Annotated in this window: 24 protein-coding genes; 14 read left to right on the forward strand and 10 right to left on the reverse strand. The window is 67.0% G+C overall.

Features of this window, described 5'->3' with window-relative positions; genetic code table 11:
• Nucleotides 1-31: 31 nt before the first annotated feature.
• From QX108_RS15075 to QX108_RS15095, 5 genes are all read left to right on the forward strand, one after another.
• Nucleotides 32-1,390, forward strand: coding sequence for a formimidoylglutamate deiminase (locus QX108_RS15075; RefSeq protein ID WP_315799557.1), 1,359 nt, complete (start codon nt 32-34; stop codon nt 1,388-1,390).
• Entirely contained in the window at nt 1,387-2,136 is a 750-nt protein-coding gene (gene hutC, locus QX108_RS15080; protein WP_315799558.1) for a histidine utilization repressor, read from the forward strand. Before QX108_RS15075 ends, hutC begins: the two co-directional genes overlap by 4 nt.
• A 130-nt stretch (nt 2,137-2,266) precedes the next feature.
• Nucleotides 2,267-3,211 (forward strand): ABC transporter substrate-binding protein, encoded by a 945-nt coding sequence (locus QX108_RS15085; protein WP_172114248.1) that lies wholly within the window; start codon nt 2,267-2,269, stop codon nt 3,209-3,211.
• 236 nt (nt 3,212-3,447) lie between these two features.
• Nucleotides 3,448-4,221 carry an ABC transporter permease gene (locus tag QX108_RS15090; protein ID WP_315726664.1) on the forward strand — a complete coding sequence of 258 codons (774 nt, stop codon included), beginning with the start codon at nt 3,448-3,450 and terminating at the stop codon, nt 4,219-4,221.
• Nucleotides 4,218-5,003, forward strand: a complete 786-nt coding sequence (locus tag QX108_RS15095) for an ABC transporter ATP-binding protein (protein WP_315799559.1) — start codon at nt 4,218-4,220, stop codon at nt 5,001-5,003. The genes QX108_RS15090 and QX108_RS15095 overlap by 4 nt, the downstream gene beginning before the upstream one ends.
• A gap of 303 nt (nt 5,004-5,306) precedes the next feature.
• Here the strand turns inward: QX108_RS15095 and QX108_RS15100 are convergent, their stop codons facing one another.
• Together QX108_RS15100 and QX108_RS15105 are read right to left on the reverse strand one after the other, a co-directional pair.
• The gene (locus QX108_RS15100; RefSeq protein WP_315799560.1) at nt 5,307-5,594 is read right to left on the reverse strand and encodes a hypothetical protein; all 288 of its coding nucleotides are present in this window, start codon (nt 5,592-5,594) and stop codon (nt 5,307-5,309) included.
• Between the two features lie 17 nt (nt 5,595-5,611).
• On the reverse strand, nt 5,612-6,373 hold the full coding sequence (locus QX108_RS15105; protein WP_315799561.1) for a DUF899 domain-containing protein: 762 nt from the start codon (nt 6,371-6,373) through the stop codon (nt 5,612-5,614).
• Nucleotides 6,374-6,460: 87 nt separating this feature from the next.
• Between QX108_RS15105 and QX108_RS15110 the strand changes: the two genes are divergently transcribed.
• Nucleotides 6,461-7,681 carry a helix-turn-helix domain-containing protein gene (locus tag QX108_RS15110; protein ID WP_315799562.1) on the forward strand — a complete coding sequence of 407 codons (1,221 nt, stop codon included), beginning with the start codon at nt 6,461-6,463 and terminating at the stop codon, nt 7,679-7,681.
• A 33-nt stretch (nt 7,682-7,714) separates the two neighbouring features.
• The gene (locus QX108_RS15115; protein ID WP_172179364.1) at nt 7,715-8,359 is read left to right on the forward strand and encodes a PQQ-binding-like beta-propeller repeat protein; all 645 of its coding nucleotides are present in this window, start codon (nt 7,715-7,717) and stop codon (nt 8,357-8,359) included.
• Between the two features lie 45 nt (nt 8,360-8,404).
• Here QX108_RS15115 and QX108_RS15120 read toward each other — a convergent pair whose 3' ends face one another.
• On the reverse strand, nt 8,405-9,574 hold the full coding sequence (locus tag QX108_RS15120; protein WP_409998520.1) for a hypothetical protein: 1,170 nt from the start codon (nt 9,572-9,574) through the stop codon (nt 8,405-8,407).
• A 210-nt stretch (nt 9,575-9,784) separates the two neighbouring features.
• Here QX108_RS15120 and QX108_RS15125 point away from each other — a divergent pair, with 210 nt between their 5' ends.
• From QX108_RS15125 to QX108_RS15150, 6 genes are read left to right on the forward strand one after another with little or no spacing between them, the layout of a single operon-like run.
• A complete protein-coding gene (locus QX108_RS15125; protein WP_315799564.1) occupies nt 9,785-10,606 on the forward strand; it encodes a sugar phosphate isomerase/epimerase family protein in 822 nt (273 codons plus the stop codon).
• 50 nt (nt 10,607-10,656) lie between these two features.
• Nucleotides 10,657-12,294 (forward strand): ABC transporter substrate-binding protein, encoded by a 1,638-nt coding sequence (locus QX108_RS15130; protein WP_315799565.1) that lies wholly within the window; start codon nt 10,657-10,659, stop codon nt 12,292-12,294.
• Between the two features lie 4 nt (nt 12,295-12,298).
• On the forward strand, nt 12,299-13,273 hold the full coding sequence (locus QX108_RS15135; RefSeq protein ID WP_315799566.1) for an ABC transporter ATP-binding protein: 975 nt from the start codon (nt 12,299-12,301) through the stop codon (nt 13,271-13,273).
• The gene (locus tag QX108_RS15140) at nt 13,270-14,262 is read left to right on the forward strand and encodes an oligopeptide/dipeptide ABC transporter ATP-binding protein (protein ID WP_315799567.1); all 993 of its coding nucleotides are present in this window, start codon (nt 13,270-13,272) and stop codon (nt 14,260-14,262) included. The genes QX108_RS15135 and QX108_RS15140 overlap by 4 nt, the downstream gene beginning before the upstream one ends.
• On the forward strand, nt 14,262-15,191 hold the full coding sequence (locus QX108_RS15145; protein ID WP_315799568.1) for an ABC transporter permease: 930 nt from the start codon (nt 14,262-14,264) through the stop codon (nt 15,189-15,191). The genes QX108_RS15140 and QX108_RS15145 overlap by 1 nt, the downstream gene beginning before the upstream one ends.
• An 11-nt stretch (nt 15,192-15,202) precedes the next feature.
• A complete protein-coding gene (locus QX108_RS15150; protein WP_409998523.1) occupies nt 15,203-16,045 on the forward strand; it encodes an ABC transporter permease in 843 nt (280 codons plus the stop codon).
• Nucleotides 16,046-16,051: 6 nt separating this feature from the next.
• Here QX108_RS15150 and QX108_RS15155 read toward each other — a convergent pair whose 3' ends face one another.
• Together QX108_RS15155 and QX108_RS15160 are read right to left on the reverse strand one after the other, a co-directional pair.
• Nucleotides 16,052-16,219 carry a hypothetical protein gene (locus tag QX108_RS15155; protein WP_315799569.1) on the reverse strand — a complete coding sequence of 56 codons (168 nt, stop codon included), beginning with the start codon at nt 16,217-16,219 and terminating at the stop codon, nt 16,052-16,054.
• An 86-nt stretch (nt 16,220-16,305) separates the two neighbouring features.
• The gene (locus QX108_RS15160) at nt 16,306-17,217 is read right to left on the reverse strand and encodes an NAD(P)/FAD-dependent oxidoreductase (RefSeq protein WP_315799570.1); all 912 of its coding nucleotides are present in this window, start codon (nt 17,215-17,217) and stop codon (nt 16,306-16,308) included.
• Between the two features lie 252 nt (nt 17,218-17,469).
• On the opposite strand from QX108_RS15160, the gene QX108_RS15165 reads away from it, so the two are divergent.
• Entirely contained in the window at nt 17,470-17,631 is a 162-nt protein-coding gene (locus tag QX108_RS15165) for a hypothetical protein (protein ID WP_009025659.1), read from the forward strand.
• A gap of 284 nt (nt 17,632-17,915) precedes the next feature.
• Here QX108_RS15165 and QX108_RS15170 read toward each other — a convergent pair whose 3' ends face one another.
• From QX108_RS15170 to QX108_RS15190, 5 genes are read right to left on the reverse strand one after another with little or no spacing between them, the layout of a single operon-like run.
• Nucleotides 17,916-19,403, reverse strand: a complete 1,488-nt coding sequence (locus tag QX108_RS15170) for an ABC transporter substrate-binding protein (protein WP_315725209.1) — start codon at nt 19,401-19,403, stop codon at nt 17,916-17,918.
• Between the two features lie 35 nt (nt 19,404-19,438).
• Complete coding sequence (locus QX108_RS15175) at nt 19,439-20,473, reverse strand: oligopeptide/dipeptide ABC transporter ATP-binding protein (RefSeq protein ID WP_315799593.1); 1,035 nt, start codon at nt 20,471-20,473, stop codon at nt 19,439-19,441.
• 14 nt (nt 20,474-20,487) lie between these two features.
• A complete protein-coding gene (locus QX108_RS15180) occupies nt 20,488-21,498 on the reverse strand; it encodes an ABC transporter ATP-binding protein (protein ID WP_315799571.1) in 1,011 nt (336 codons plus the stop codon).
• Entirely contained in the window at nt 21,495-22,361 is an 867-nt protein-coding gene (locus QX108_RS15185; RefSeq protein ID WP_409998521.1) for an ABC transporter permease, read from the reverse strand. The genes QX108_RS15180 and QX108_RS15185 overlap by 4 nt, the downstream gene beginning before the upstream one ends.
• A gap of 8 nt (nt 22,362-22,369) precedes the next feature.
• A complete protein-coding gene (locus tag QX108_RS15190; protein ID WP_315725205.1) occupies nt 22,370-23,320 on the reverse strand; it encodes an ABC transporter permease in 951 nt (316 codons plus the stop codon).
• Nucleotides 23,321-23,454 lie beyond the last annotated feature (134 nt).

A 23,454-nucleotide genomic window follows, 5' to 3' on the forward strand; every position in this document is an offset into this window, starting at 1 on the left:
TCCGTCGTCCTGTCCAGCGGGTTGATCGATCATGGCGTCACTGCACTTCGCATCCGCGCTTCTGCCCGCAGGTTGGGCCGAGGACGTGCAGGTCGTCATCAACAACGGCGCGATCACCCAGGTCTCCGCGGGTGTGCCTCCGACCTCCGACGATGAGCAGCATGAGGTCGCGATCCCCGGCATCGCCAGCCTGCACAGCCACGCCTTCCAGCGCGGCATGGCTGGGCTTGCCGAGACCAGCGGCCATTCCACCGACACGTTCTGGACCTGGCGCGAGACGATGTATCGCTTCGCGTTGTCGATGCGCCCGGAGGACGTCGAGGCTGTCGCGACCTTGCTCTATGTCGAGATGCTGGAGCGCGGCTTCACGCGCGTCGGCGAATTCCATTATCTGCATCACGATCGCGACGGCACGCCTTACGCCGATATCGCCGAGATGGCCGTGCGCATTGCCGCTGCGGCCCAGTCCTCCGGCATCGGCCTGACCCTGCTGCCGAGCTTCTACGCGCATGGCGGCTTCGGCGGCGCGGCGCCGCATGACGGCCAGCGGCGCTTCATCTGCGATGTCGATCGGTTCGCCAAGCTGCTGGCGGCCTGCCGCAAGGCAATCAGCTCGCTTCCCGGCTCCAATCTCGGCATCGCGCCGCACAGCCTGCGGGCGGTGGCGCCGGACGAGTTGACAGCCGTGCTGCCGCTCGCCGACGGCGGCCCGGTCCACATTCACGCCGCCGAGCAGGTCAAGGAGGTCGAGGACTGCCTCGCCTGGTCAGGCCGGCGTCCCGTGCAATGGCTGCTCGATCATCACGCCGTCGATGCCCGTTGGTGCCTGATCCATGCGACGCATATGACGGCGGACGAAACGGCGGTGCTCGCGAACAGCGGCGCGACGGCCGGCCTCTGCCCGGTCACCGAAGCCAGCCTCGGCGACGGCATCTTCCCGGCGCGCGAGTTCTTGCGCGCGCGTGGCCGCATCGGCATCGGCACCGACTCCAACGTGCTGGTCGGCGTCAGCGACGAGTTGCGCCAGCTCGAATATGGCCAGCGGCTGACACATCGCGAGCGCAACGTGCTGACGTCAGGTCCCGAGGCGTCGACGGGCCGCACGCTGTTCGATGCCGCTCTCGCCGGCGGCGCGCAGGCGCTGGCGCAATCATTCGCCGGCCTGCAGGTCGGCGCCCGGGCCGATATCGTCACGCTCGATCTGTCGCATCCGTCGCTCGCGGGGCGGACACAGGATGTGTTGCTCGACGGCTGGATCTTCGCGACGTCGTCCGAGGCCGTCGACTGCGTCTGGGCCGGCGGCGCCAAGGTCGTCCAGGGCGGCCATCACCGGTCGCGCGAGGCGGCCCGGCGCGGCTTCAATCGGGCCGTGCGGAGGCTGCTCGCATGAGCCTCGCCGAGGATCGCGCCAAGGACCGCACCAAGCCGGGAGCCGGCACGCTCTACAAGACGATCCGCCAGGACATCGAGCGCCGCATCCTCACCGGCGAATGGCCGCCGGGCCATCGCATCCCGTTCGAGCACGAGATCATGGAGCACTATGGCTGCTCGCGCATGACCGTGAACAAGGCGCTGTCGGAACTCGCGCAGGCCGACCTGATCGAGCGGCGTCGTCGTGCCGGCACGTTCGTGCGGCGGCCGCAATTCCTGTCGGCGGTGCTGAAGATCCCGGACATCCGTGCCGAGATCGGGGCGCTCGGCCGCGCCTATGGTTATGAGTTGATCTCGTCGGCGCGCCGGACCGCCAACAGCGCCGATCGCGAGCGCCTCGGTGTCAAGACGCCGTGCAAGGTGATCGCGATCCGCTGCCGTCACAGCGCCGATGGCCTGCCGTTCGCGATCGAGGACCGCCTGATCGATCTCGATGCCGTTCCCGACGCGGCGAAGGCCAATTTCAAGATCGATCCGCCAGGCTCGTGGCTGCTGCATCACGTGCCCTGGACCGAGGCGGAGCATGCGATCAGCGCCATCATTGCCGACGATGCGATCGCAGCTGGCCTCGGCATCGCCGTCGGCGCGCCCTGCCTCGTCATCGAGCGCCACACCTGGCGCCAGGGCCAGCCACTTACCGCTGTCAGGCTGGTCTATCCCGGCGAACAGCATCGGCTGGTCGCGCGCTTCAGAGGCAGCGAATGAGCATGGCAATCGCGCCGGATCTGAGCACGAGATTTGCAAGCCAGCGGACAGCTCTTGCAGAGACATGCGGTCACCGCGGGCGACCGCGGACCGCTCCAACACCTTCTTTCAACAGCAAAGGATGACGACGATGCGCAAACTTGGACTACTTGCAGTAACGGCCGCGCTCCTGGCCTCCACCGCCGCTCTTGCCGACGACGTCAAGGTCGGCATCGGCATTTCCGGCTGGACGGGCTTCGCGCCGCTGACGCTGGCGAAGGAAGCCGGCATCTTCAAGAAGAACGGCCTCGATGTCACCATCAAGAAGATCCCGCAGAAGGACCGTCACCTCGCGATCGCCGCCGGCGACGTGCAGTGCGCGGCGACCACGGTCGAGACCTGGATCTCCTGGAACGCCAACGGCGTCGCCACCAAGCAGATCTTCCAGCTCGACAAGAGCTACGGCGCCGACGGCATGGCCGTGCGCAACGACATCGCCTCGATCAAGGACCTGAAGGGCAAGACGGTCGCCGCGTCCGCACCGGGCACCTCGCCCTATTTCGGGCTGGCCTGGATGCTGAAGAAGAACGGGCTGACGGTGAAGGACGTCACCGTCGTCAACATGGAGCCTGGCCCGGCAGCGCAGGCTTTCGTCGCCGGCCAGAACGACGCGGCGATGACCTACGAGCCGTATCTCTCGACCGTGCGCGCCGCGCCCGACAAGGGCAAGATCATCGCCACCACGCTGGACTATCCGATGGTGATGGACACGTTTGGCTGTACGCCGAAATTCCTGACCGAGAACCCGAAGGCCGCCAAGGCGCTCGCCGACAGCTATTACGAGGCGCTCGACATGATCGCGAAGGACCAGGCCAAGGCCTACGAGATCATGGGCGCCGACGTGAAACAGAGCGGCGAGCAGTTCGGCAACTCGGCGAAGTATCTGCGCTGGCAGGACAAGGCCGCGAGCCAGAAGTTCTTCGAGACCGAGTTCAAGACCTTCAACAAGGAGGCCGCTGAACTGCTGCTCGAGGTCGGCATCATCAAGCAGATCCCGAAGGTCGAGGATCTGTACGATGCGAGCTTCATCAAGTAGCCGAGAAACTCGCTCGATGTAGAGTCGTCATTGCAAGCGCAGCGAAGCAATCCAGGGGCTCAGGGTGCGACTCTGGATTGCTTCGTCGCGGAGCCTGTCATCGGGCCGCGCTTTGCGCGGACCCGTTGGCTCCTCGCAATGACGGTGTTGATGCATCCTGCTCAAAACTGCGTCTGCCTACTCTGAATTCAACTTCTATGAACGAACCGCACCAGCCCACGAAGGCCTTCTCCGTGATCCGACCTCTCGACCCCGTCAGCGCCAGATCCCGAACAGCGCTCGGCCTCGCCTTCTTCGTCGTGTTCGTCGCCGCGTGGTCGTTGGCGACGTTCGGCGGCTATGTGCCGAGGACGTTCCTCGCCGATCCCCTGACCATGCTGCGCGAGGGCTGGGACCTCCTCGTCAAGTTCGGCTTCCTCTACGACATCGGCATGACCGTCTGGCGGGTCGTGGGCGGCTTCGTGCTCGCGGCCGTCATCGCCGTTCCGCTCGGCCTCTTGATGGGCGCCTACAAGCCAATCGAGGCGTTCCTCGAGCCGTTCGTCTCCTTCGCGCGCTACCTGCCGGCGTCCGCCTTCATTCCGCTGCTGATCCTGTGGGCCGGCATCGGCGAGTTGCAGAAGCTGCTGATCATCTTCATCGGCTCGGTGTTCCAGATCATCCTGATGATCACCGTCACCGTCGGCAATACCAGGCGCGACCTGGTCGAGGCCGCCTATACGCTCGGCGCCAGCGATCGCGGCATCATCGCCCGCGTGCTGCTGCCCTCGGCCGCGCCTGACATCGCCGAGGTCCTGCGGCTCGTGCTCGGCTGGGCCTGGACCTACGTCATCGTCGCGGAGTTGATCGGCTCCTCCTCCGGCATCGGCCACATGATCACCGACAGCCAGGCGCTGCTCAACACCGGGCAGATCATCTTCGGCATCATCATCATCGGCCTGATCGGGCTGATCTCCGATTTCCTGTTCAAGGCGTTCAACGCCTGGCTGTTCCCATGGAAGCTCGCATGACCACGCTCGTCATCGATCAGGTCACGCGCACCTTCCCGGCCCGCCAAGGCCACGCGCCGACGCGCGCGCTGGAGCCGGTCGCGCTCACCATCGGCAACAACGACTTCGTCACCATCCTCGGCCCCTCCGGCTGCGGCAAGTCCACCCTGCTGCGCATCGTCGCCGGGCTCGACCATCCGACCAGCGGCAAGGTGCTGCTCGACGGAAGCGAGGTCAAAGGCCCCGGCGCCGATCGCGGCATGGTGTTCCAATCCTACACGCTGTTTCCCTGGCTGACCGTGCGCGAGAACATCGCCTTTGGCCTCCGCGAGCGCGGGGTGCCGGAGGACAAGCGCAATGCCGTCGCCGACCGCTTCATCCAGCAGATCGGCCTGAAGGGGTTCGAGAACCACTGGCCGAAGCAGCTCTCGGGCGGCATGCAGCAGCGCTGCGCCATCGCGCGCGCGCTCGCCAATGATCCGAAGATCCTGCTGCTCGACGAGCCGTTCGGCGCGCTCGACAACCAGACCCGCGTGCTGATGCAGGAGATGCTGCTCGGCATCTGGGAGCGCGACCAGAAGACGGTGCTGTTCGTCACCCATGACATCGAGGAGGCGATCTTCCTCGGCAGCCGCGTGCTGGTGATGAGCGCCCGCCCCGGCCGCATCAAGGCGGATATCAAGATCGATTTGCCGCACCCGCGGTCGTACAAGATCAAGACTTCGCCGGAGTTCGTCGCGCTGAAGGAGCGCCTGGTGGAGGAGATCCGCGCGGAAGCGTTGAAGGTGGCGGCGGAGGCGTGAGGCTGGCGCAGGTGGCTGCGCGACATCTCAGATGAGCGCGGTCACTTGCAGCAGTGGATGCGGAGAGAGACCCCTCACCCTACCGAACTTGCCGATCTGCCCTACATGCCCTCTCCCACAAGGGGCGAGGGCGCAGTCACGGGCACCGAGGTGGCTCAAACCGAGAGCTGTGCTTTGCAACGACCGCAGCCACGAGGCTGCCAAATGCAGCGCCCTCGCCCCTTGTGGGAGAGGGCATCGCCGGCCGATCCGCGGGCTGGCTCGGGTGAGGGGTCTCTCTCCGCGAGTAACGCTGCTCGCCAACTAACTTCCAGGCTGCTGCACGCGAACATTCTCCGAGCGCGCCTCCGTTGCCCCCCGCCGCATCCGCCTCACCCACGGCGTCAGGTGAAACACACTCATCAGCAGATACATCACCGTCATGTCGCCGAGCGGGGCCCCCGCCGGCATGGCGGAGCAGAAGACATCTGAGCGCCCGTCGCGGGCCATGGCGTTCAGGACTGACATCAGCGCGAAGGTCGGCGCCGCCGCGAGGCGCAGGGCATCAGCGAGGTCCGGCATGACTCGCCGCTTGGACAGGAAGAACGCCATGGCTTCACTCCGTGCTCTCAGCGCGCCGCGTATTCGTCGCGCCGTCGCCACCACACGCCCTGCTCGTTGCGCCCCCTCGGCGCGCGGTCGAGCCATTGATAGGCGCCCCACAGGCCGTCGAGGCCGCGCGCGTAAGCCGAATAGGTGTGATAGACGACACCGTCCTCGATGATGAACGCGCTCATGCCGGGGCGGTCGCGCATGAACGTCGCACCATCCGTGCCGGCGGCCGCAGCGATCTCAGAGACCATCGGCGGCACATCGCCGGCGCCCAGCGGCGGACTGGTGCGGTAGTTGTATTCGGTGCCGCCCTGGCGCTGCTGCTGCTCGGTGATGGCGACGTTGAAGTCGAAATTGAAGTCGCTGCTGGCCGAGGACGCCCAGGGAAAGCTCCAGCCCATGCGGCTCTTGTACGCCTTCAGCTTGGCCAGCGGCGCGCGCGACACCGCCCACAGCATCACGTCGTGGTTGGCGAGGTGGACCTGGAAGCCGTTGAAGCCGTCGGCGATCATGGAGCAGGACGGACACCCGGCCTGGAAGTCCGGCCCGAACATGAAATGATAGACGAGCAGTTGCGAGCGGCCCTTGAACAGATCGGGCAGCGTGACGGGGCCGTCCTCCGTATCGAAACGATAGGCCTTGTCGACGCGCACCCAGGGCAACGCCTGGCGCCGCTGCGCCAGCTCGTCGCCGCGGCGGGTGAAGTCCTTCTCGGCGGCAAGCAGGTCGAGCCGAGCCTTGAGCCAGTCTTCGCGAGTTCCGGTGAGATGCTTGGTCATGTCTGTGTTCCCTTTTGCGTGTTGACCGCGAGACAGACTAGGATCGGGGCGGGAGACACCGGGAGTGACAAGTGTGGCGGGATTTGCATGGACTCGCTGATCTCGGCGGCAGCGCAGGCGCTTGCCGGCGGTGATCCGCTCGGCGCGCTGAACCGCGTCGCGCTGCGCGATGATCCTCCCGCCCTGGCGCTGCGCGGCATCGCCATGGCGCGGCTCGGCGATGTCATCAGGGCGAAGGCGCTGCTGCGGCGGGCGGCGCGAGGCTTCGGCCCCAAGGCGGCCATGGCGCGCGCCCGCTGCGCCGTCGCCGAGGCCGAGATCGCGCTCGCGGCGCGTGATCTGTCGTGGCCGACAAAGGCGCTGGCCGAGGCACGCACGACGCTGGAGCAGCACGGCGACCGCGCCAATGCCGCCTACGCGCGCAGCCTCGAGATCCGGCGCATGGTCCTCGTCGGCCACCTCGACGAGGCCGAGCGCGGACTGGCCGATCTCGATCCCGCGCCGCTGCAGCCGGCGGCGCGTACGATCTACGAGCTGATCGTCGCGGGATTGGCCTTGCGCCGTCTGCAGACGAAGGCCGCGCGATCGGCCCTGGAACGCGCGTCGCGCACGGCGCATCGCACGCGCAGCCCTGAGCTGCACGCCGAGATCGAGCGCGCCGCGACGACGTTGTCGGCGCCGGCTGCGCGCCTGACCCGGGATGGCGAGGACCATCTGTTGCAGCTCGACGAGGTCGAGGCGCTGTTTCGATCGGACATGCTGATCCTCGACGCATGCCGGCTGTCGATCCGGCAGGGCAGCCAGATCGTGCCGCTGGCGCGACGACCGGTGCTGTTTGCACTGGCTCGCAGACTGGTCGAGAAGTCGCCTGATGGCGTACCGCGCGCGGAGCTGATTGCGCATGCGTTCCGCGGCAAGGATGCCGACGAGTCGCACCGCGCGCGCCTGCGCGTCGAGATCGGGCGCTTGCGCCACCTGCTTCGGGGACTGGCCGAGGTCAATGCGACCAAGGACGGCTTTGCGCTGCGGCCCGGGGGAAATCGGGACGTCGTGGTGCTGGCGCCACCGGTCGAGGACGAGAACGCGCCGGTTCTCGCCTGCCTCGCCGACGGCGAGGCGTGGTCGAGCTCGGGCCTCGCCGTTGCGCTGGGTGAAAGCCAGCGCACGGTGCAGCGCGCGCTCGAGTCGCTGGCCTCGTCGGGCAAGGTCCAGTCGTTCGGGCGCGGCCGCGCGCAACGCTGGACGTGCACGGTCGTGACCGAATTCGCGACCGCGTTGTTACTCCCGGCGTGGTCCTCACTCGACTAGCGTGCTCCCGTCACAATCGATTGGAAGACCAGCATGACACGAGCAGTAGCAGAGATCATCCGCGAGTACGGACCGTTCGAGGATGTCGAGCGCGTCAATGGCGTCAGCTATGACGGCGAGCAGGTCTGGATCGCGACCGGCCCCAGCATCAAGGCGATCGATCCCACCGATGGCACGGTGCGCAAATCACTCGACATGCCCTCGCATGCCGGCACCGCCTTCGACGGCCGGCACCTCTATCAGATCGCCGAGGATCGCATCCACAAGGTCGATCCCGACAGCGGGCGGGTGCTGGCGACGATTCCCGCGCCATCAGGCGGTGGCGATTCAGGGTTGGCCTGGGCGGAAGGATCGCTCTGGGTCGGCGCCTATCAGGATCGCAAGATCCACCAGATCGATCCGGCGACGGGACAGATCCTGCGCAGCATTCCCTGTACGCGCTTCGTCACCGGCGTCACCTGGGTCGACGGCGAGCTCTGGCACGGCACCTGGGAGGACGACGTCAGCGACATCAGGCGCATCGATCCCGCGACGGGCGAGGTGCTCGATCAGCTCGACATGCCCGCAGGCACCGGCGTCTCCGGCATGGAGTCCGATGGCGGCGACACGCTGTATTGCGGCGGCGGTGGCAGCGGCAAGGTGCGCGCCGTCAGGCGCCCGAAGCGGGCGAGCGGTTAGCGCGCAGGCTCATGCCGTGGAGAGTCCGCGCCTGCGCGCCGACGCCTATTTGCTGAGCGACGTATAGGCCGCTTTACGGAAGTTGGCGTTGGCCTCCTCGCGCGTCTGCAATTGCTGGCCACCGCCACCGACGGGCTTGGTCGGCGTGATCACCGAGAACAGGACGAAGCCGCCGGCCTTGCGCGGGAAGATGAAGTACTCGGAGATATCCGACTTCTCGCTGTCCTCGCAGGAGGACATGCCGCGGAACACGACCGCACTGTCGACCAGCTCGCTGTTACGCGCCGAGATGAACTTGCCCTTGCAGTCGCGCGCGTCGTTGCCGACGATGGTGGCCGCGACCTCCAGCCCGTCGAGATTGCGCTGCGGCGGCACGATCCGTACGAAGCCCGTCGCACCGTCCGCCTTCCAGGCGACCCCACCCGCTGTCAGCCACACCGGCCGCTCGCCGCTGCCCAGGATCGAGGGGTGCGACAGCGCGGCCTTGAGAATGAAATTGGAGGCGATCTGCATCGCTTCCAGCTGCAGCTCGGGCGAGTCCTCCGACGCGCGCGAAGGCTGCACGCTGGCGGTCGAGGCCGGGGCCGTCGCCGCCGGGCGCTGCGCCGAGGCGGCGCCCGGCTGCACCGTGAAATTCGTCGCCGCCGCCAGGCCGCCGGCATTGATCATGCGCACGCAATTGGCGAGCGACGGCAGCAGCACGGACGTGCCGTTCAGATCGAACTGGAACAGGTTGCCCTGCGCGAACGCCGACATCGTCCGCGCCGCCCGGAACGACTTGATCAGCCTGGAGTCGTTCGGCATCGGCACCACGACCATGTTGGCCGACCAGACCGAGCCCTCGACATTGTAGGAATTGCGGCCGTCGAAGCTCAGGACGATCGGAAATTTCTCTCCCTTCGAGAGCGACCACGTCGGATGAATGAAGGCGAGAGCCCAGTGGTAGGTCGGCAGAGCGAGAACGCCGAAATTGATGCCGCTCTTGTAGCTCGCCGATGCGATGCAGCTCGAGAACTTGCCGGTGCTGTCGTCGGTGTAGGCGCCGCCGGACCAGCCCGCGACGGAGACGGTCCCGAATGGTCCTTTCGCCTGCGCGGGAGCATTCTGCAGGAGCAGGCTCAGCGCAGAGATCGCGAACACAGAGATCAACAACTTCGGGATCGACAACATCGGAACCGACAACATCCTGCCAAGCATCGCACGCCGTACCGTCATCCCAATTCCCCTTTTTTCGCCGCATTGTTGCAATTCCCGCGGCTACGTCAAGTAGAACTCAGCGACGACCGGCGACCTCAGGGATACGACAGATGGCGTCGATGACGGCCGAGGTACACGACATGTCGCGGCAGCCGTCCACAGCCCTTCATGGCGGCGTCATCGAACTCCGCTAGCGCTCACGAGGTATTCAAGCCAAGGGATCTCGCCATGACCACCACGCTGCCCATCCTGGGCGCCGCCCTCTCCGTCAAATCGATTCCGGCCCATACCGACTGGCTGCTGGAGCGCCAGCGCGATCTCGAGATCCAGGACTTCTTCCGCGCCGATCTGCTCGACAGCGACTGGCGCAGCACCGCCAAGGAAATCAAGTCGATGCTGTCGGGCCATACCGGCCGGCTCGGCATCCACGGCCCGTTCTGGGGCTTCACCATCGCCAGCCACGACCCGATGATCCGCCGCGCCGTCACCAAGCGGCTGTTGCAGGGCCTGGAAGTCGCGGAATTTCTCGGCGCCACGCAGATGGTGATCCACTCGCCCTATACGACATGGGACTACAACAACATCGACATGCTGCCTGACAATCGCGAGGCGCTGATCGATCGTGTCAGGGCGACGCTGTCGGATGTCATCGCCTCCGCCGAGCAGGCCAATTGCGAGCTGGTGATCGAGAACATCGAGGACAAGAATCCGCTGGATCGCGTCGGCCTCGCCAAGGCGCTCGGCAGCAGCAAGGTCCGGGTGTCGCTCGACACCGGCCATGCCAACTACGCGCATCATTCCACCGGCGCGCCGCCGGTCGACTACTATGTCGATGCCGCCGGTGACATGCTGACCCACGTCCATCTGCAGGACACCGACGGCTATGCCGACCGCCACTGGGCGCCGGGCGAAGGCAACATCCGCTGGATCGCCGTATTCCGCGCGCTGGCGAAACTCAACTCCAATCCGCGCCTGATCCTCGAACTGCGCAACCACGATCACGTCAGGGCCGGCGCCGCGTATCTCGCCTCGCTCGACGTCGCACAATAAGCCCACGACCTCATTCATTTCTGACAACCTCGCACCATAGAGAGATTGCCATGACCAAGCTCACCCGCCGCGGCCTGCTCGGCGCCGGCGCCGCCATTGGCGGCAGCTTCATCCTGCCGCGCGTCTCGATCGCGCAAGCCGACAGCCGTCCCTCCGTCACCATCGCCGTGCAGAAGGTAACCAACTCCAACGTGCTCGACGTGCTGCGCGAGCAGTCCAATGTCGGCGAGCGCGTATTCTACTCGTCGCTGTGGGAAGGCCTGATCTCCAAGAACTTCCGCGGCAATCTCGAAGCAGTCCCCGGCCTCGCCACCGAATGGAAGCGGATCGACGACCAGACCGTCGAGCTGAAGCTGCGCCAGGGCGTCAGGTTCCACAATGGCGACGAGATGACGGCCGAGGACGTCGTGTTCTCGTTCAGCCGCGAGCGCATGTTCGGTGACAGCGAGGCAAAGAGCCGCAGCACCATCAAGGCGTTCGAGAAGATTCCGGCGCCGCGCCCGGGCAAAGAGCTGCCGCCGGACGTGATCGGCGTCGCCCGCCGCATCTGGCCCGACCTCGTCCGCGTCGACGCCGTGGACAAATATACCGTGCGCTTCGTCAACGCGACGCCGGACGTCACCATCGAAGGCCGCCTGATGCGCTACGGCTCCGACATCATGAGCCGGCGCGGCTGGGAGGAGGCTGCGAGCTATCTCGACTGGGCACGCAAGCCGATCACCACCGGCCCCTACAAGATCGTCGAGTTCAAGCCCGACGTGTCGCTGACCCTGGAAGCCCACGACGAATATTGGGGCGGCCGTCCGCCGCTGAAGCGCATCCGCTTCCTGGAAGTGCCGGAGGTCGCGAGCCGCATCAACGGGCTGCTGTCGGGCGAGTATCAGTTCGCCTGCGACATCCCGCCGGACCAGATCGCGGGCATCGAGAAGAACACGGCGTTCGAGGTCCAGGGCGGCACCATCCTCAACCATCGCCTGACCGTGTTCGACAAGAACCATCCGCAGCTCGCCAACCCCCTGGTGCGCCGCGCCTTCACCCACGCGATCGACCGCCAGGCGATTGTCGACAGCCTGTGGGCCGGCCGCACCCGCGTGCCGAAGGGCCTCCAGTGGGAGTTCTACGACGACATGTTCATCGCCGACTGGAGCGTGCCGGCGTTCGATCCGAAGCTGGCGCAGGACCTGCTGAAGCAGGCCGGCTACAAGGGCGATCCGATCCCCTACCGCCTGCTCAACAACTACTACACCAACCAGGTCGCGACCGCGCAGGTGCTGGTCGAGATGTGGCAGGCGGTCGGGCTCAACGTGCAGATCGAGACCAAGGAGAACTGGTCGCAGATCATGGAGCGCAGCCCGACCCGCGCGGTGCGCGACTGGTCCAACTCGGCCGCCTTCAACGATCCGGTCTCCTCGCTCGTCGCCCAGCACGGCCCGAACGGACAGCAGCAGCAGATCGGCGAATGGACCAACGCCGAGCTGAACAAGCTGTCGGAGTTCCTGGAGACCTCGACCGATCGCGCCGCGCGCAAGAAGGCGTTCGGCCGCATGCTGGAGATCGCCGAGCGCGAGGACCCGGCCTACACGGTGCTGCATCAGAACGCGACCTTCACGGCCAAGCCGAAGTCGATCAAGTGGAAGGCTGCGCCGGCCTTCGCGATGGACTTCCGCACCGGCAACTACGGAGCGTGATGCCGTGACGCCGCTGGTCAGCATCTCCGACCTCAGGGTCGCCTTCGACGGCACGCACGTGCTGCACGGCATCGATCTCGACATCAGCAAAGGCGAGGCCGTCGGCCTCGTCGGCGAGTCCGGATCCGGCAAGTCGGTGACCTGGCTCGCGGCGCTCGGCCTCCTGCCATCCAAGGCCAAAGTCGCGGGCTCGGTGCAGCTCGAAGGCCGCGAGCTGCTCAACGCTCCCGGTGCGCTGCTCGATTCCGTGCGCGGCCGGCGCATCGCGATGATCTTCCAGGATCCCGCCAGCGCGCTGAATCCGGTGCTGACCATCCGTCGCCAGCTGTGTGAAAGCCTCGCATTGCATCGCGGACTGCGCGGCGACGCGGCACGCATCGAGGCGCTGCGTCTGCTCGATCTGGTCGGCATTCCCGATGCGTCCAGGCGGCTGTCGGCCTATCCGCACGAATTCTCCGGCGGCCAGGTCCAGCGCATCATGATCGCGATGGCGCTCGCGGGGCAGCCTGACCTGCTGATCGCCGACGAGCCGACCACCGCGCTCGACGCCACCATCCAGGCGCAGATCCTCGACCTGCTGGCCGCCGTGCGCCGCGAGTTCAACATGGCAATGGTGCTGATCAGCCACGATCTCGGCGTCGTCGCCGAAAACTGCGACCGCGTCTGCGTGATGTATGCCGGCCGCATCGTCGAGCGCGCCCCCGCCACGCGTCTGTTCGATGATCCCTGGCATCCCTACGCGCAGGGCCTGATCGGCGCGCTGCCGCCGCTCGACGGCGCGCGCCGGCGGCTGCAGGCGATTCCCGGCACGGTGCCGGATCCGCGCGCGTTGCCGAGCGGCTGCGCCTTCGCGCCGCGCTGCAGCTTCGCCGGCGACGGCTGTCATGCCGGCATACCGCCGCTGGCGCCGTTCGAGCAGGACCGCGCGGTGGCCTGCCTGCGGCCGCAGCGCGTGCCGGTGGAGCTCGCCGCCGAATGACCGCCCCGCTGGTCGAGGTCCTCGGGATCTCGCGCACCTACCGGATGCGGTCGGGCCTGTTCGGGCGTGCCGCATCCGTCCGCGCCGTCGATGGCTTGAGCTTCGGCATCGCCAAAGGCGAAACGCTCGGCATCGTCGGCGAATCCGGCTCCGGCAAATCCACCACCGGGCGAATGGTGCTCGGGCTGGAGTCCCCGGACCAGGGCAGCGTGCGCTTCGACGGCGCGCCGATCGCAACGCCGGGATCGTCCGCCTGGCGCGCCCAGCGCGCGCGCATGCAGATGATCTTCCAGGACCCGCTCGGCGCGCTCGATCGCCGTCTGCCCGTCGCAGATCAGATCCGCGAGCCGCTCGACATCCACAGGATCGGCACCGCCGCCGAGCGCGACGCGCGCGTGCACGAGCTGCTGCAATCGGTCGATCTCAACGACAGCCATGGCGCCCGCTATCCCGGCGCATTGTCCGGCGGCCAGCGCCAGCGCATCGTGCTGGCGCGGGCGCTGGCGACCAGGCCGGACTTCCTCGTCTGCGACGAGCCGGTCTCCGCGCTCGACGTCTCGATCCAGGCCCAGGTCGTCAACCTGCTGATCGATCTCCAGGCGCGGCTCGGACTGACCATGCTGTTCATCAGCCACGATCTGCGCGTCGTCAGGCAGATCAGCCGCAAGGTCGCGGTGATGTATCTCGGCCGGATCGTCGAATATGGCGATGCGGACGACCTGTTCGCGCGACCGCAGCATCCTTACACGCAGGCGCTGGTGTCGGCCTCGCCGGCTCCCGGCCGCCGCAGCACGAACCGCATCGTGCTGACGGGCGATCCGCCCAATCCGGCCGCGCGCCCTTCCGGCTGCGCCTTCCACCCGCGCTGCCGCCATGCCACGGCCCGCTGCACAGCCGAGGTGCCCGAGCTCGTTGCGCTCGACGATCAGCGGCAGGTGGCTTGCCATCTCGTGACCGGCGCGCAGCCGAAGACCCAGGATGCCGCCTGATGCTGCGCTATTTCGCCGTCCGCCTGTCGCGCGCGTTGCTGACGATCGCGCTCGTCGTCACCTTCGCCTTCATCGTGCTCCGGATGTCGGGCGATCCGGCGCTGATGATCATGGGGCCGGAAGCGCCGCCCGAGGTGATCGCCGCATTCCGCAAGGCCTGGGGCCTCGATCATCCGATCTGGGTGCAATATCTCGACTACTTCAAGGCGATCGGTCAGGGCGAGCTCGGCCGCTCGATGCGCGACGGCCGCCCCGCGATTCAGCTCGTGCTCGAGCGCATCCCGGCGACCTTGGCGCTGACCATCCCGGCTTTCCTGATGAAGGTGCTGCTCGGCATTCCCGCGGGCATCTATGCAGCGCTGCATCGCGGCTCCGCGATCGACCGCGCGGTGATGATCACCGCGGTCGCCGGCTTCACCGTGCCGAGCTTCGTGCTGGCGCTGCTGCTGGTGCTGATCTTCGCCGTGCAGTTCGGCTGGCTGCCCTCAGGCGGACAGGATTCATGGCGCCATGCCATCCTGCCGATCGTGACCCTCGGCTTCGGCGGCGCCGCCGTGCTCGCCCGCTTCACGCGCAGCGCGATGCTGGAGATCCTGGGCCAGCCCTATATCCGCACCGCCTCCGCCAAGGGCGTGCCGTGGCGCCGTGTCATCACGGATCACGCGCTGCCGAACGCCGCCATCCCGACGGTCACCATCCTCGGCTTCATGGTCGGCAGCCTGATTGCCGGCGCCGTCGTGGTCGAGAGCGTGTTCTCGTGGCCCGGCGTCGGCCGGCTGCTGGTCGTCGCCGTCGCCAATCGCGACCTCGCCGTCGTGCAATGCATCCTGCTGCTGGTGGCAATGACGATGGTGACCTCGAACCTGATCGTCGATTTTCTCTACGGCCTGCTCGATCCGCGGCTGCGCAGCAAGGGGGCCGAGGCATGACCGACGTCGCAATGAAGGCACCGGCCGCGCGGCGGCTGCGCTGGCCGAACGTTCCCGTCTCCGTCGTGATCGCCGCGGGCTGGATCGCAGCGATGCTCGTGCTTGCGGCGTTCGCCGATCAGCTCGCGCCCTACGGCTTCACCAAATTCGACCTGCGCAATCGCCTGTCCCTCCCGGGCAATCCGGCGCATTGGCTCGGCACCGACGAGCTCGGCCGCGACGTGCTGTCGCGCCTGATCGTCTCGATCCGGATCTCGCTGCTGATCGCGTTCGGCGCGACCGCGATCTCCGCAATCGCCGGCACCACGCTCGGCTTCCTCGCTGCGCATTTCCGCGGCCTGGTCGAGCAGGCGGTGCTGATGCTGGCCGACTTCCAGGCCAGCATGCCGTTCCTGATCCTGGCGCTCGCGGTGCTCGCCTTCTTCGGCAACTCGCTGCCGCTGTTGATCGGGCTGATGGGACTGTTCGGCTGGGAGCGCTATGCGCGCATCGCGCGGGGCCTCGCCATCTCGGCCAATGCGCAGGGCTATGCCGCCGCGGTGCGCCAGCTCGGCGCGACGCCGCGGCGCGTCTATCTGAAGCACATCCTGCCGAACATCGCCTCGACCCTGATCGTGTCGATGACTCTGGTGTTTCCCGAGGTCATCCTGCTGGAGTCCGGCCTCTCCTTCCTCGGCCTCGGCGTGCAGCCGCCGATGACCAGCCTCGGCAACATGGTCGGCTATGGCCGCGAATACCTCACGCGCGCGCCGTGGATCATGCTGGCGCCGGCGATCACCATCGTGGTGACGACGCTCGCGGTGTCCGTGATCGGCGACTGGCTGCGTGACAGGCTGGATCCGACGCTGCAATAGCGCCCTTCAGTAGCGGACATCGTCGCTTGCAGGAGCGCCGTGCTCGCAGACGATCAGCGTATGCCCGGTCTGCTCGCACGCGAGCGCGGCCCATTTCGAGGCTTCCTGCAGCCAGAGATGGCGGCGCGCCGGATCGCGCTCAGCTTCCTCGCGACAGCTGGACGCTGCCGCCAAACATGCCGATTTCCTGTCCATGCGCCAACGTCCGACAGATCAACGCCCCCGGCACTAACGCAGGATAACGCGCCCTGAGGTTGTGATCAACGCCGCCCGGCATCGGACGCGTCCGCATAGCGCATCGGCAATGAATGATGCGCGTGACAGGCGGCCACCGCAGCGTGACCGAACGCGACCGCAATCTGGTGCAGGTCGGTGACGACGTCTCCGATCCCGTAAAGCGCGTCCACACCGCAGCGCTGCTTGGCATCGACCTCCAGAAACCCGTCGGCGGTGTGACGCGCGCCGAGCGCGATCGCGAGTTCCGAGCGAACATCGGCGCCCATTGCAGGGTAGACGATCTCGAACCGTTCGCTGCCGCCGTCGACGAACGACGCTTCGATCGCACCGCCGCAGCGCTGCAGCGCATGAAGCGGCGGCGTCACCCGCACGCCGGCTGCGGCCAGCTCTCGTCTCTTGGCGTCGTCACGCGCGTCGCCGACCGGGATCAAGGCGACATCGGAACTATAGACGCGCATGAACAGCGCCTTGCCGGCAGCGTGGCCGATTTCGCCGACGATCGCAATCTTGCGGCCGATCGTTTCGAACCCGTCGCAGACCGGGCAATAGCGCAGCTCGCCCGCACGGACGGCTGCGGTCCAGTCCGCCAGCGGCGTCTGCCTGTCGACGATCCCGGTCGCGAGGATCACCCGCTGCGCTGTGATTGTTCCCCGTTCATGCGCAGCGATGATGCCGCCGTCGCGCTTCTCGATGACGTCGACCGTGCCCCTGATGATGGGCACGTCGAGCTGCTCCACCTGCTGCTGCATCCGTTTCAGCAGCTCGCCTCCAGGAAGGCCGTTCGGGAACCCCGGCAGGTTATGACTCCGCGGGATCAACGCTGCGCGCGATGCGCCGCTATCCACCACGACGGCACGACGCCGGAACCGTGCCAGATAGATCGCGGCCATCAACCCGGCCGGCCCCCCGCCGACAATGAGAATCTCCGCCTGCATCGCCGCACTCGTGTTTGTCAGATCCGACGTGGGTCCCCGCGGCAAAAGGTTTCGAGCAGGAAGGGTTCCTGCAGAGCGTCGATCCGCTACGGGAACTTGCACGAGCCCGGAACGCAGATGGAACCGTTTATGGCGATCCGGCGTTAACTTATGTCGCTGCCGCGGCGGAAAAGCCGTGCAAACTTGGCAGCGAGGGGGATTTTCTGCGAGGGCGCGTGGATGCGATTTGTGAATTCGACTGACGAGAGCTTGATGGCGTACTACGAAAGCGTCCGCAAGCAGGTCGCCGCCGATAGCCGGATCGGCGGTCCCTATCGACTGATTGGCGAGCGCGCCAAGCAATATGCCCAGGAGCTCCAGGCCGAGATGCGGCGGCGGCAATTGCGCTTCACGCCTATCGAGTGGCCGAACTGACTGAATGATTTAAACCGGAGCATGCATCACATCGATGCACGCCTTCGAAACGCGCTGATACGCCGGTGTTAGTTATTGCGCCCTCTCCCCTTGTGGGAGAGGGCATGTAGGACCGCTCGGCAAACTCGGTTGGGTGAGGGGTCTCTCACAACGAGCGCATTTTTGGAGAGAAACCCCTCACCCAACCACGTTCGGGAATAGGCCCGCGCTGCCCTCTCCCACAAGGGGAGAGGGCGCTGTATTGGGCAGGGTCAGTGCGGACCCAATTGGACGCGTAGCGCCGCTCACTCCCAACTCCAGCTCGCAAAATCGTTCTCGAACTGCGGCACGTCCTTCCAGACGCCCTTGAGCTTCTTGTTGATGATCGTGATCCATTGCGGCTGGAACAGGAAGCCGGCGGCAGCATCGGTCGCCAGCATGCGCTGAGCGTCGCCGAGCAGCTTGGCGCGCCCGGCCTCGTCAGGCGTGTCGACGATCGACTGATAGAGCTTGTCGAAGGCCTCCGACTGATAGCCGAAATAGTAGTTCTTCTCGGTGAACTTCACGAGATCGAACGGCTCGACGTGCGAGACGATCGTCAGGTCGAAATCGTGCGGGCCGTTGAAGACCTGCGACAGCCACGCCGCCCATTCGAGGTTCTCGATCTTGGCGACGATGCCGACCTTGGCCAGTTGCGCCGCAAGCACCTCGCCGCCCTGCCGCGCATAGGCCGGTGGGGGCAGCCGCAGCGAGAGTTGCAGCGGCGTGGTCACGCCGGCCTCGGCGAGCAGCTTCTTGGCCTTCTCCGGGTCGTAGGGATTGATGTCGGTGGTGTCGACATAGCCGAGCGAGCCCGGCACGTAGAAGCTGCCGATCGGCGTGCCCAGCCCGTCGACGGCGCCCTCGATCATCGCCTTGCGGTCGATCGCGGCGAGGATGGCGCGGCGGACGCGGACGTCGTCGAGCGGCTTCTTCTTGTTGTTGATGGTGACGATGGTCTTCGCCTTGGAGCCGCCGATCAGCACCGTGAAGCGCGGGTCCGCCTTGAACTGCGCGAGCGTGCGGGCCGAGGTGCCGCGGGGAAACGCATCGACGTCGCCGGACAGCAAGGCCGCGACCTGCGCCGCCGGATCGGAGATGAAGCGGATGGTGACCTTGGACAGCTTGACGGCCGCAGCGTTGCGATAGTCGGGCCATTTGTTCAGGGTCAGCGAGGAGCCCTTGGCCCAGGCGCCCAGCGAATAGGGACCAGTGCCAACCGGCTGCGTCGCATTGGTCGGCGCGCTCTTCGGCTCGACGATCGATGCGGTGGCCTGTCCGAGCAGGAACGGCAGATTGGGCTCGGAATGTTTCAGCTTGATCTCGATCGTCTCGGCATCGGGGGCCGCCACCTGCTCCATCGCCTGGAACAGCGCCTTGTCCTTGTTGGTGCTGTTGGCGGCGCCGGCGCGCTCGAAGGAAAACTTCACCGCGGCGGAATCGAACGCCTCGCCGTTCTGGAATTTCACGCCCTTGACGAGCTTGAACGTGTAGCTCTTGAGGTCGGAGGACGCTTTCCAGCTCGAGGCCAGCAGCGGTGACACCGAGCCGTCCTCGTTGATCTTGGTCAGCGTCTCGTAGACGTTGTAGAGCGTGACCTCGGCGATCGCCGCCGCGGCGGCGCTGGTCGGATCCAGCCCCGGCGGCTCCAGCGTCATGCCGACGACGACGCTGTCCTTCTTGCTCTGCGCCGAGGCGGGCGCAACCGCCGCGACGAGCGCGGCCAAAGCGATGATCGTTAGTCTTTTCAACATTGTTTTGTTTCTCCCGGGGCGGAACAAAATACGCGTCAAAGCGGCTTCGAGACAAGGGGCTGGTGCGGTTCTGAAACGAGCGGAGGCAGCGCCATCACGCTCTCCGCCTTGTGGCAGGCCGCAGAATGATGTGCCGTGAGCGCCCGCAGGGCGGGAGCGAGCTCCCGGCAATGCGCATCGGCGAGCGGACAGCGCGGCGCATAGGCGCATCCCGCCGAGCCGAAGGATTGCGAGGCGATCGCGACGCTCTCGCCGCGACGCCTGACCGCGCCCGCCTGCGCCCGCGGCACCACGTCCAGGAGCGCGCGCGTATACGGATGCGCGCATTGCCCGAACAGATCCTCCGGCCGCCCCCGCTCGACGATGCGGCCGAGATACATCACGGCCACCTCGTCGCAGAGATAGTCGACGACGGCGAGATCGTGGCTGATCAGCACGTAGCTGAGGCCGAACTGCTCCTGCAGATCCTGCATCAGGTTGAGCACCTGCGCCTGGACCGAGACGTCGAGCGCGCTGACCGGCTCGTCTGCGACGATCAGTTTCGGCTGGGTGATCAGCGCGCGCGCGATCGCGATGCGCTGGCGCTGGCCGCCGGAGAATTCGTGCGGATATTTGTCGATGTCGGCGTCGCGCAACCCGACCTGACGCAGCACGCCGGCGACCCTCGCGCGCAAGGTTTCGCGGTCCGGCTTTTCCAGGGCTGTCAGCGGCTCCGCGACGATGCGGGCGACGGTCTGGCGCGGATCGAGCGACCCATACGGGTCCTGGAACACCATCTGGAAGTCGCGGCGGGCGCGGCGCAACTCATCCGCCGAAAGACGATGGAGATCGCGTCCGGCCATCAGCACCGATCCCGATGACGGCGTCTCCAGCGCCATGATCAGCCGCGCCAGGGTCGACTTGCCGGAGCCGGACTCGCCGACGATGCCGAGGCTCTGGCCCGCCATCAACGACAGCGACACGCCGTTCAGCGCGAGCACCTCGCCGGGCGACCGCAGCAGACTCTCGCGCGGCAGCGTGTAGCGCTGCACGAGATCCCTGACCTCGAGCAGCGGCGTCGCCGCCGACATCTGCGCCGCGGTGCTCAAGCGATCATTCCTGCCGGGTCACGCGCGAGAGCGGCATCGGTGCGGATGCAGCGGACGCCGTGCCCGGCGCCGATCTCGCTCAGCGACGGCAGCGCCACGCGGCAGGCATCGACGACCAGCGTGCAGCGATCGGCGAACGGACAGCCGGTCGGCAGATCGGCGAGTTCCGGCACGGTGCCCGCGATGGTCGCGAGCCGCGTGCCCCTGCGGGCGCCGAGCCGCGGCCGCGCCCGGAACAGGCCCTGGGTGTAGGGATGCCCCATACGCGAGAACACGGCATCGGTCGTGCCGCTCTCCACCACCGTGCCGCCATACATCACGATCATGCGCTGGACGTTCTCGGCGATGACGCCGAGATCGTGCGAGATCAGGATCATCGCCATGCCACGCTCGGCGACGAGATCGGCGATGAGATCGAGGATCTGGCGCTGGATGGTGACATCGAGCGCGGTGGTCGGCTCGTCGGCAATCAGCACGTCGGGACTGCAGGCGAGCGCCATCGCGATGGTGACGCGCTGGCGCTGGCCGCCGGAGAACTGATGCGGATAGGCGTCGTAGCGCCGGGCCGCATCGGGCAGTCCGACGCGGTCGAGCAGCGCGATCGCCTGCCGCTTTGCCTCCGTCGCCGAGCAGCCGGTGTGCCGCAAAAGCGGCTCCGCCACCTGGTGGCCGATCGTGTGCATCGGGTTGAGCGCGGTCATCGGCTCCTGGAAGATCATGCTGATACGGTTGCCGCGCAGCTTGCAATAGTCGGCATCAGCGAGACCGACCAGCTCGCGGCCATCGAGCCTGATGCTGCCGCCGACGACGGCGCTGTCCGGCAGCAGTCCGAGCAGCGCCAGCGCCGTGATCGACTTGCCGCAGCCGGATTCGCCGACGATGCCGAGCGTCTCGCCGCGCCGGAGCGTGAAGGAGACCTCGCGCACCGCCTTGGCCGGGCCGCGACTGGTGGTGAGCTGAATGCCGAGATCGGCGACATCGAGCAGAGGCGCATCGCCGGCCATCATCGCTGCCTCGCCAGCCGGGGATCGAGCAGGTCGCGCAGACCGTCGCCGAGCAGATTGAGGCCGAGCACGGCCAGCGCAATCGCGGCGCCCGGATACACCGCAAGGCTCGGCGACTGGAACAGCAGGGTCTGCGCGTCGTTCAGCATGCGCCCCCAGGACGGCTGCGGCGGCTGCGTGCCCAGGCCAAGATAGGACAGCGCGGCTTCCGCCAGGATCGCGAGCGCGAACTGGATCGTCGCCTGCACGATCAGGATCGACAGGATGTTCGGCAGCACGTGCTCGATGGTGATGCGGACGCGGCCCTTGCCGGCGGCGCGTGCCGCCAGGATGAACTCGCGCGCCCAGATCGCGCCGGCCGAGCCGCGGGTGACGCGCACGAACACCGGGATCTGGAAGATGCCGATGGCGGTGATCGAGGTCACCATGCCCGGCCCGATCACCGCCGCCAGCATGATCGCCGACAGCACCGCGGGAAAGGCGAAGGTGAAGTCGCTGAAGCGCATGATCAGCTCCTCGGTCCAGCCGCGCCGTGCGGCGGCGATCAGCCCGAGGCAGACGCCGCAGGTGAGGCCGATGCCGACCGCGATGATGCCGACCAGAATGGTCGCGCGCGCGCCGACCAGCAGCAGCGAGACGATGTCGCGGCCGAGCACGTCGGTGCCGAGCCAATGCGCCGCCGACGGCGGCCGCAGCTTCGATGCGACGTCGATCTCATAGGCCGACCACGGCGTCCAGACCAGCGACAACAGCGCGGCGCCGAGCACCAGCAGGCAGAGCAGACTGCCCATGACGAAGCTGCGATGGCGCAGCGCGCGCCGCCAGAACGCGTTCGGCGCAGCCGCAGCGCCCGCTTGCACGATCACCGACGACCTCACAGCTCGTGCACCTTGATGCGCGGATCGATCACCGCGTAGAGCACGTCGACCACGAAGTTGACGACGATGACCATCGCCGCCAGCAGCATCACGCAGTTGCGGACCACGATGAGATCGCGATTGGCGATCGACTGGAAGATGAGACGCCCAAGACCCGGCAGATAGAACACGTTCTCGATGACGATCGTGCCGGCCAGCAGATTGGCGAATTGCAGGCCCATCACCGTCAGCACCGGGATCATCGCGTTGCGCAGCACGTGCTGCCACAGCACCTCGCGTTTCGTCAGGCCCTTGGCGCGCGCGGTGCGGACGAAATCCTCGCGCAGCACGTCGAGCACGGCCGAGCGCGTCACCCGCGCCAGGATCGCGGCCTGCACCACCGCGAGCGCCACCGCCGGCAGCAACAGCGAGCGCAAGCCGGGCCAGATGCCGTCCTCCCAGCCGGGGAAGCCGCCGGCCGACAGCCATTGCAGCTTCACCGCGAACAGCAGGATCAGCAGGATCGCGAACCAGAAGTTCGGCAAGGCGATGCCGATCTGGGTCAGCGACATCACGCCGACATCGCCGACCCGGTTGTGATTGGCGGCGGTGTAGATGCCGGCCGCCAGCGCCAGCACGGTGGTCAGCCCCATCGCCAGGATCGCGAGCGGAATGGTCATCGTCAGCCGCTCACCGATCAGCTCGGCCACCGGCGTGCCATAGGCGTAGCTGTTGCCGAGATTGCCGCTCACCAGGCCGCCCAGCCAGTGCAGATAGCGCAGCGCCAGCGGCTGATCGAGCCCGAGCTTGACCGTGAGCGCCCTGACCGCGTCGGGCGAGGCATCCGCGCCCATCAGCATCTGGGCGGCGTTGCCCGGCAGGGCGTCGAGCACCAGGAAAATGATCAACGACGCGCCGACCAGGGTCGCGAGCAAGGTCAGGCATCGCCGCAGCAGAAACACGCTCATTCGCGCCGGGACTCCCGTTTTCGGCGGCCGCACGTTCCACAGCTTTCGGTTCTGATGCAAGCCCGTTGCCTGCATGATCGTCCCTCGCCGGCGCAGGGCACCGCCCTGACGGCCCATGGCAGCGCCGGCTTGAT

The sequence above is a fragment of the Bradyrhizobium sp. SZCCHNR1002 genome (assembly GCF_032381435.1).
GTDB lineage: Bacteria > Pseudomonadota > Alphaproteobacteria > Rhizobiales > Xanthobacteraceae > Bradyrhizobium > Bradyrhizobium aeschynomenes.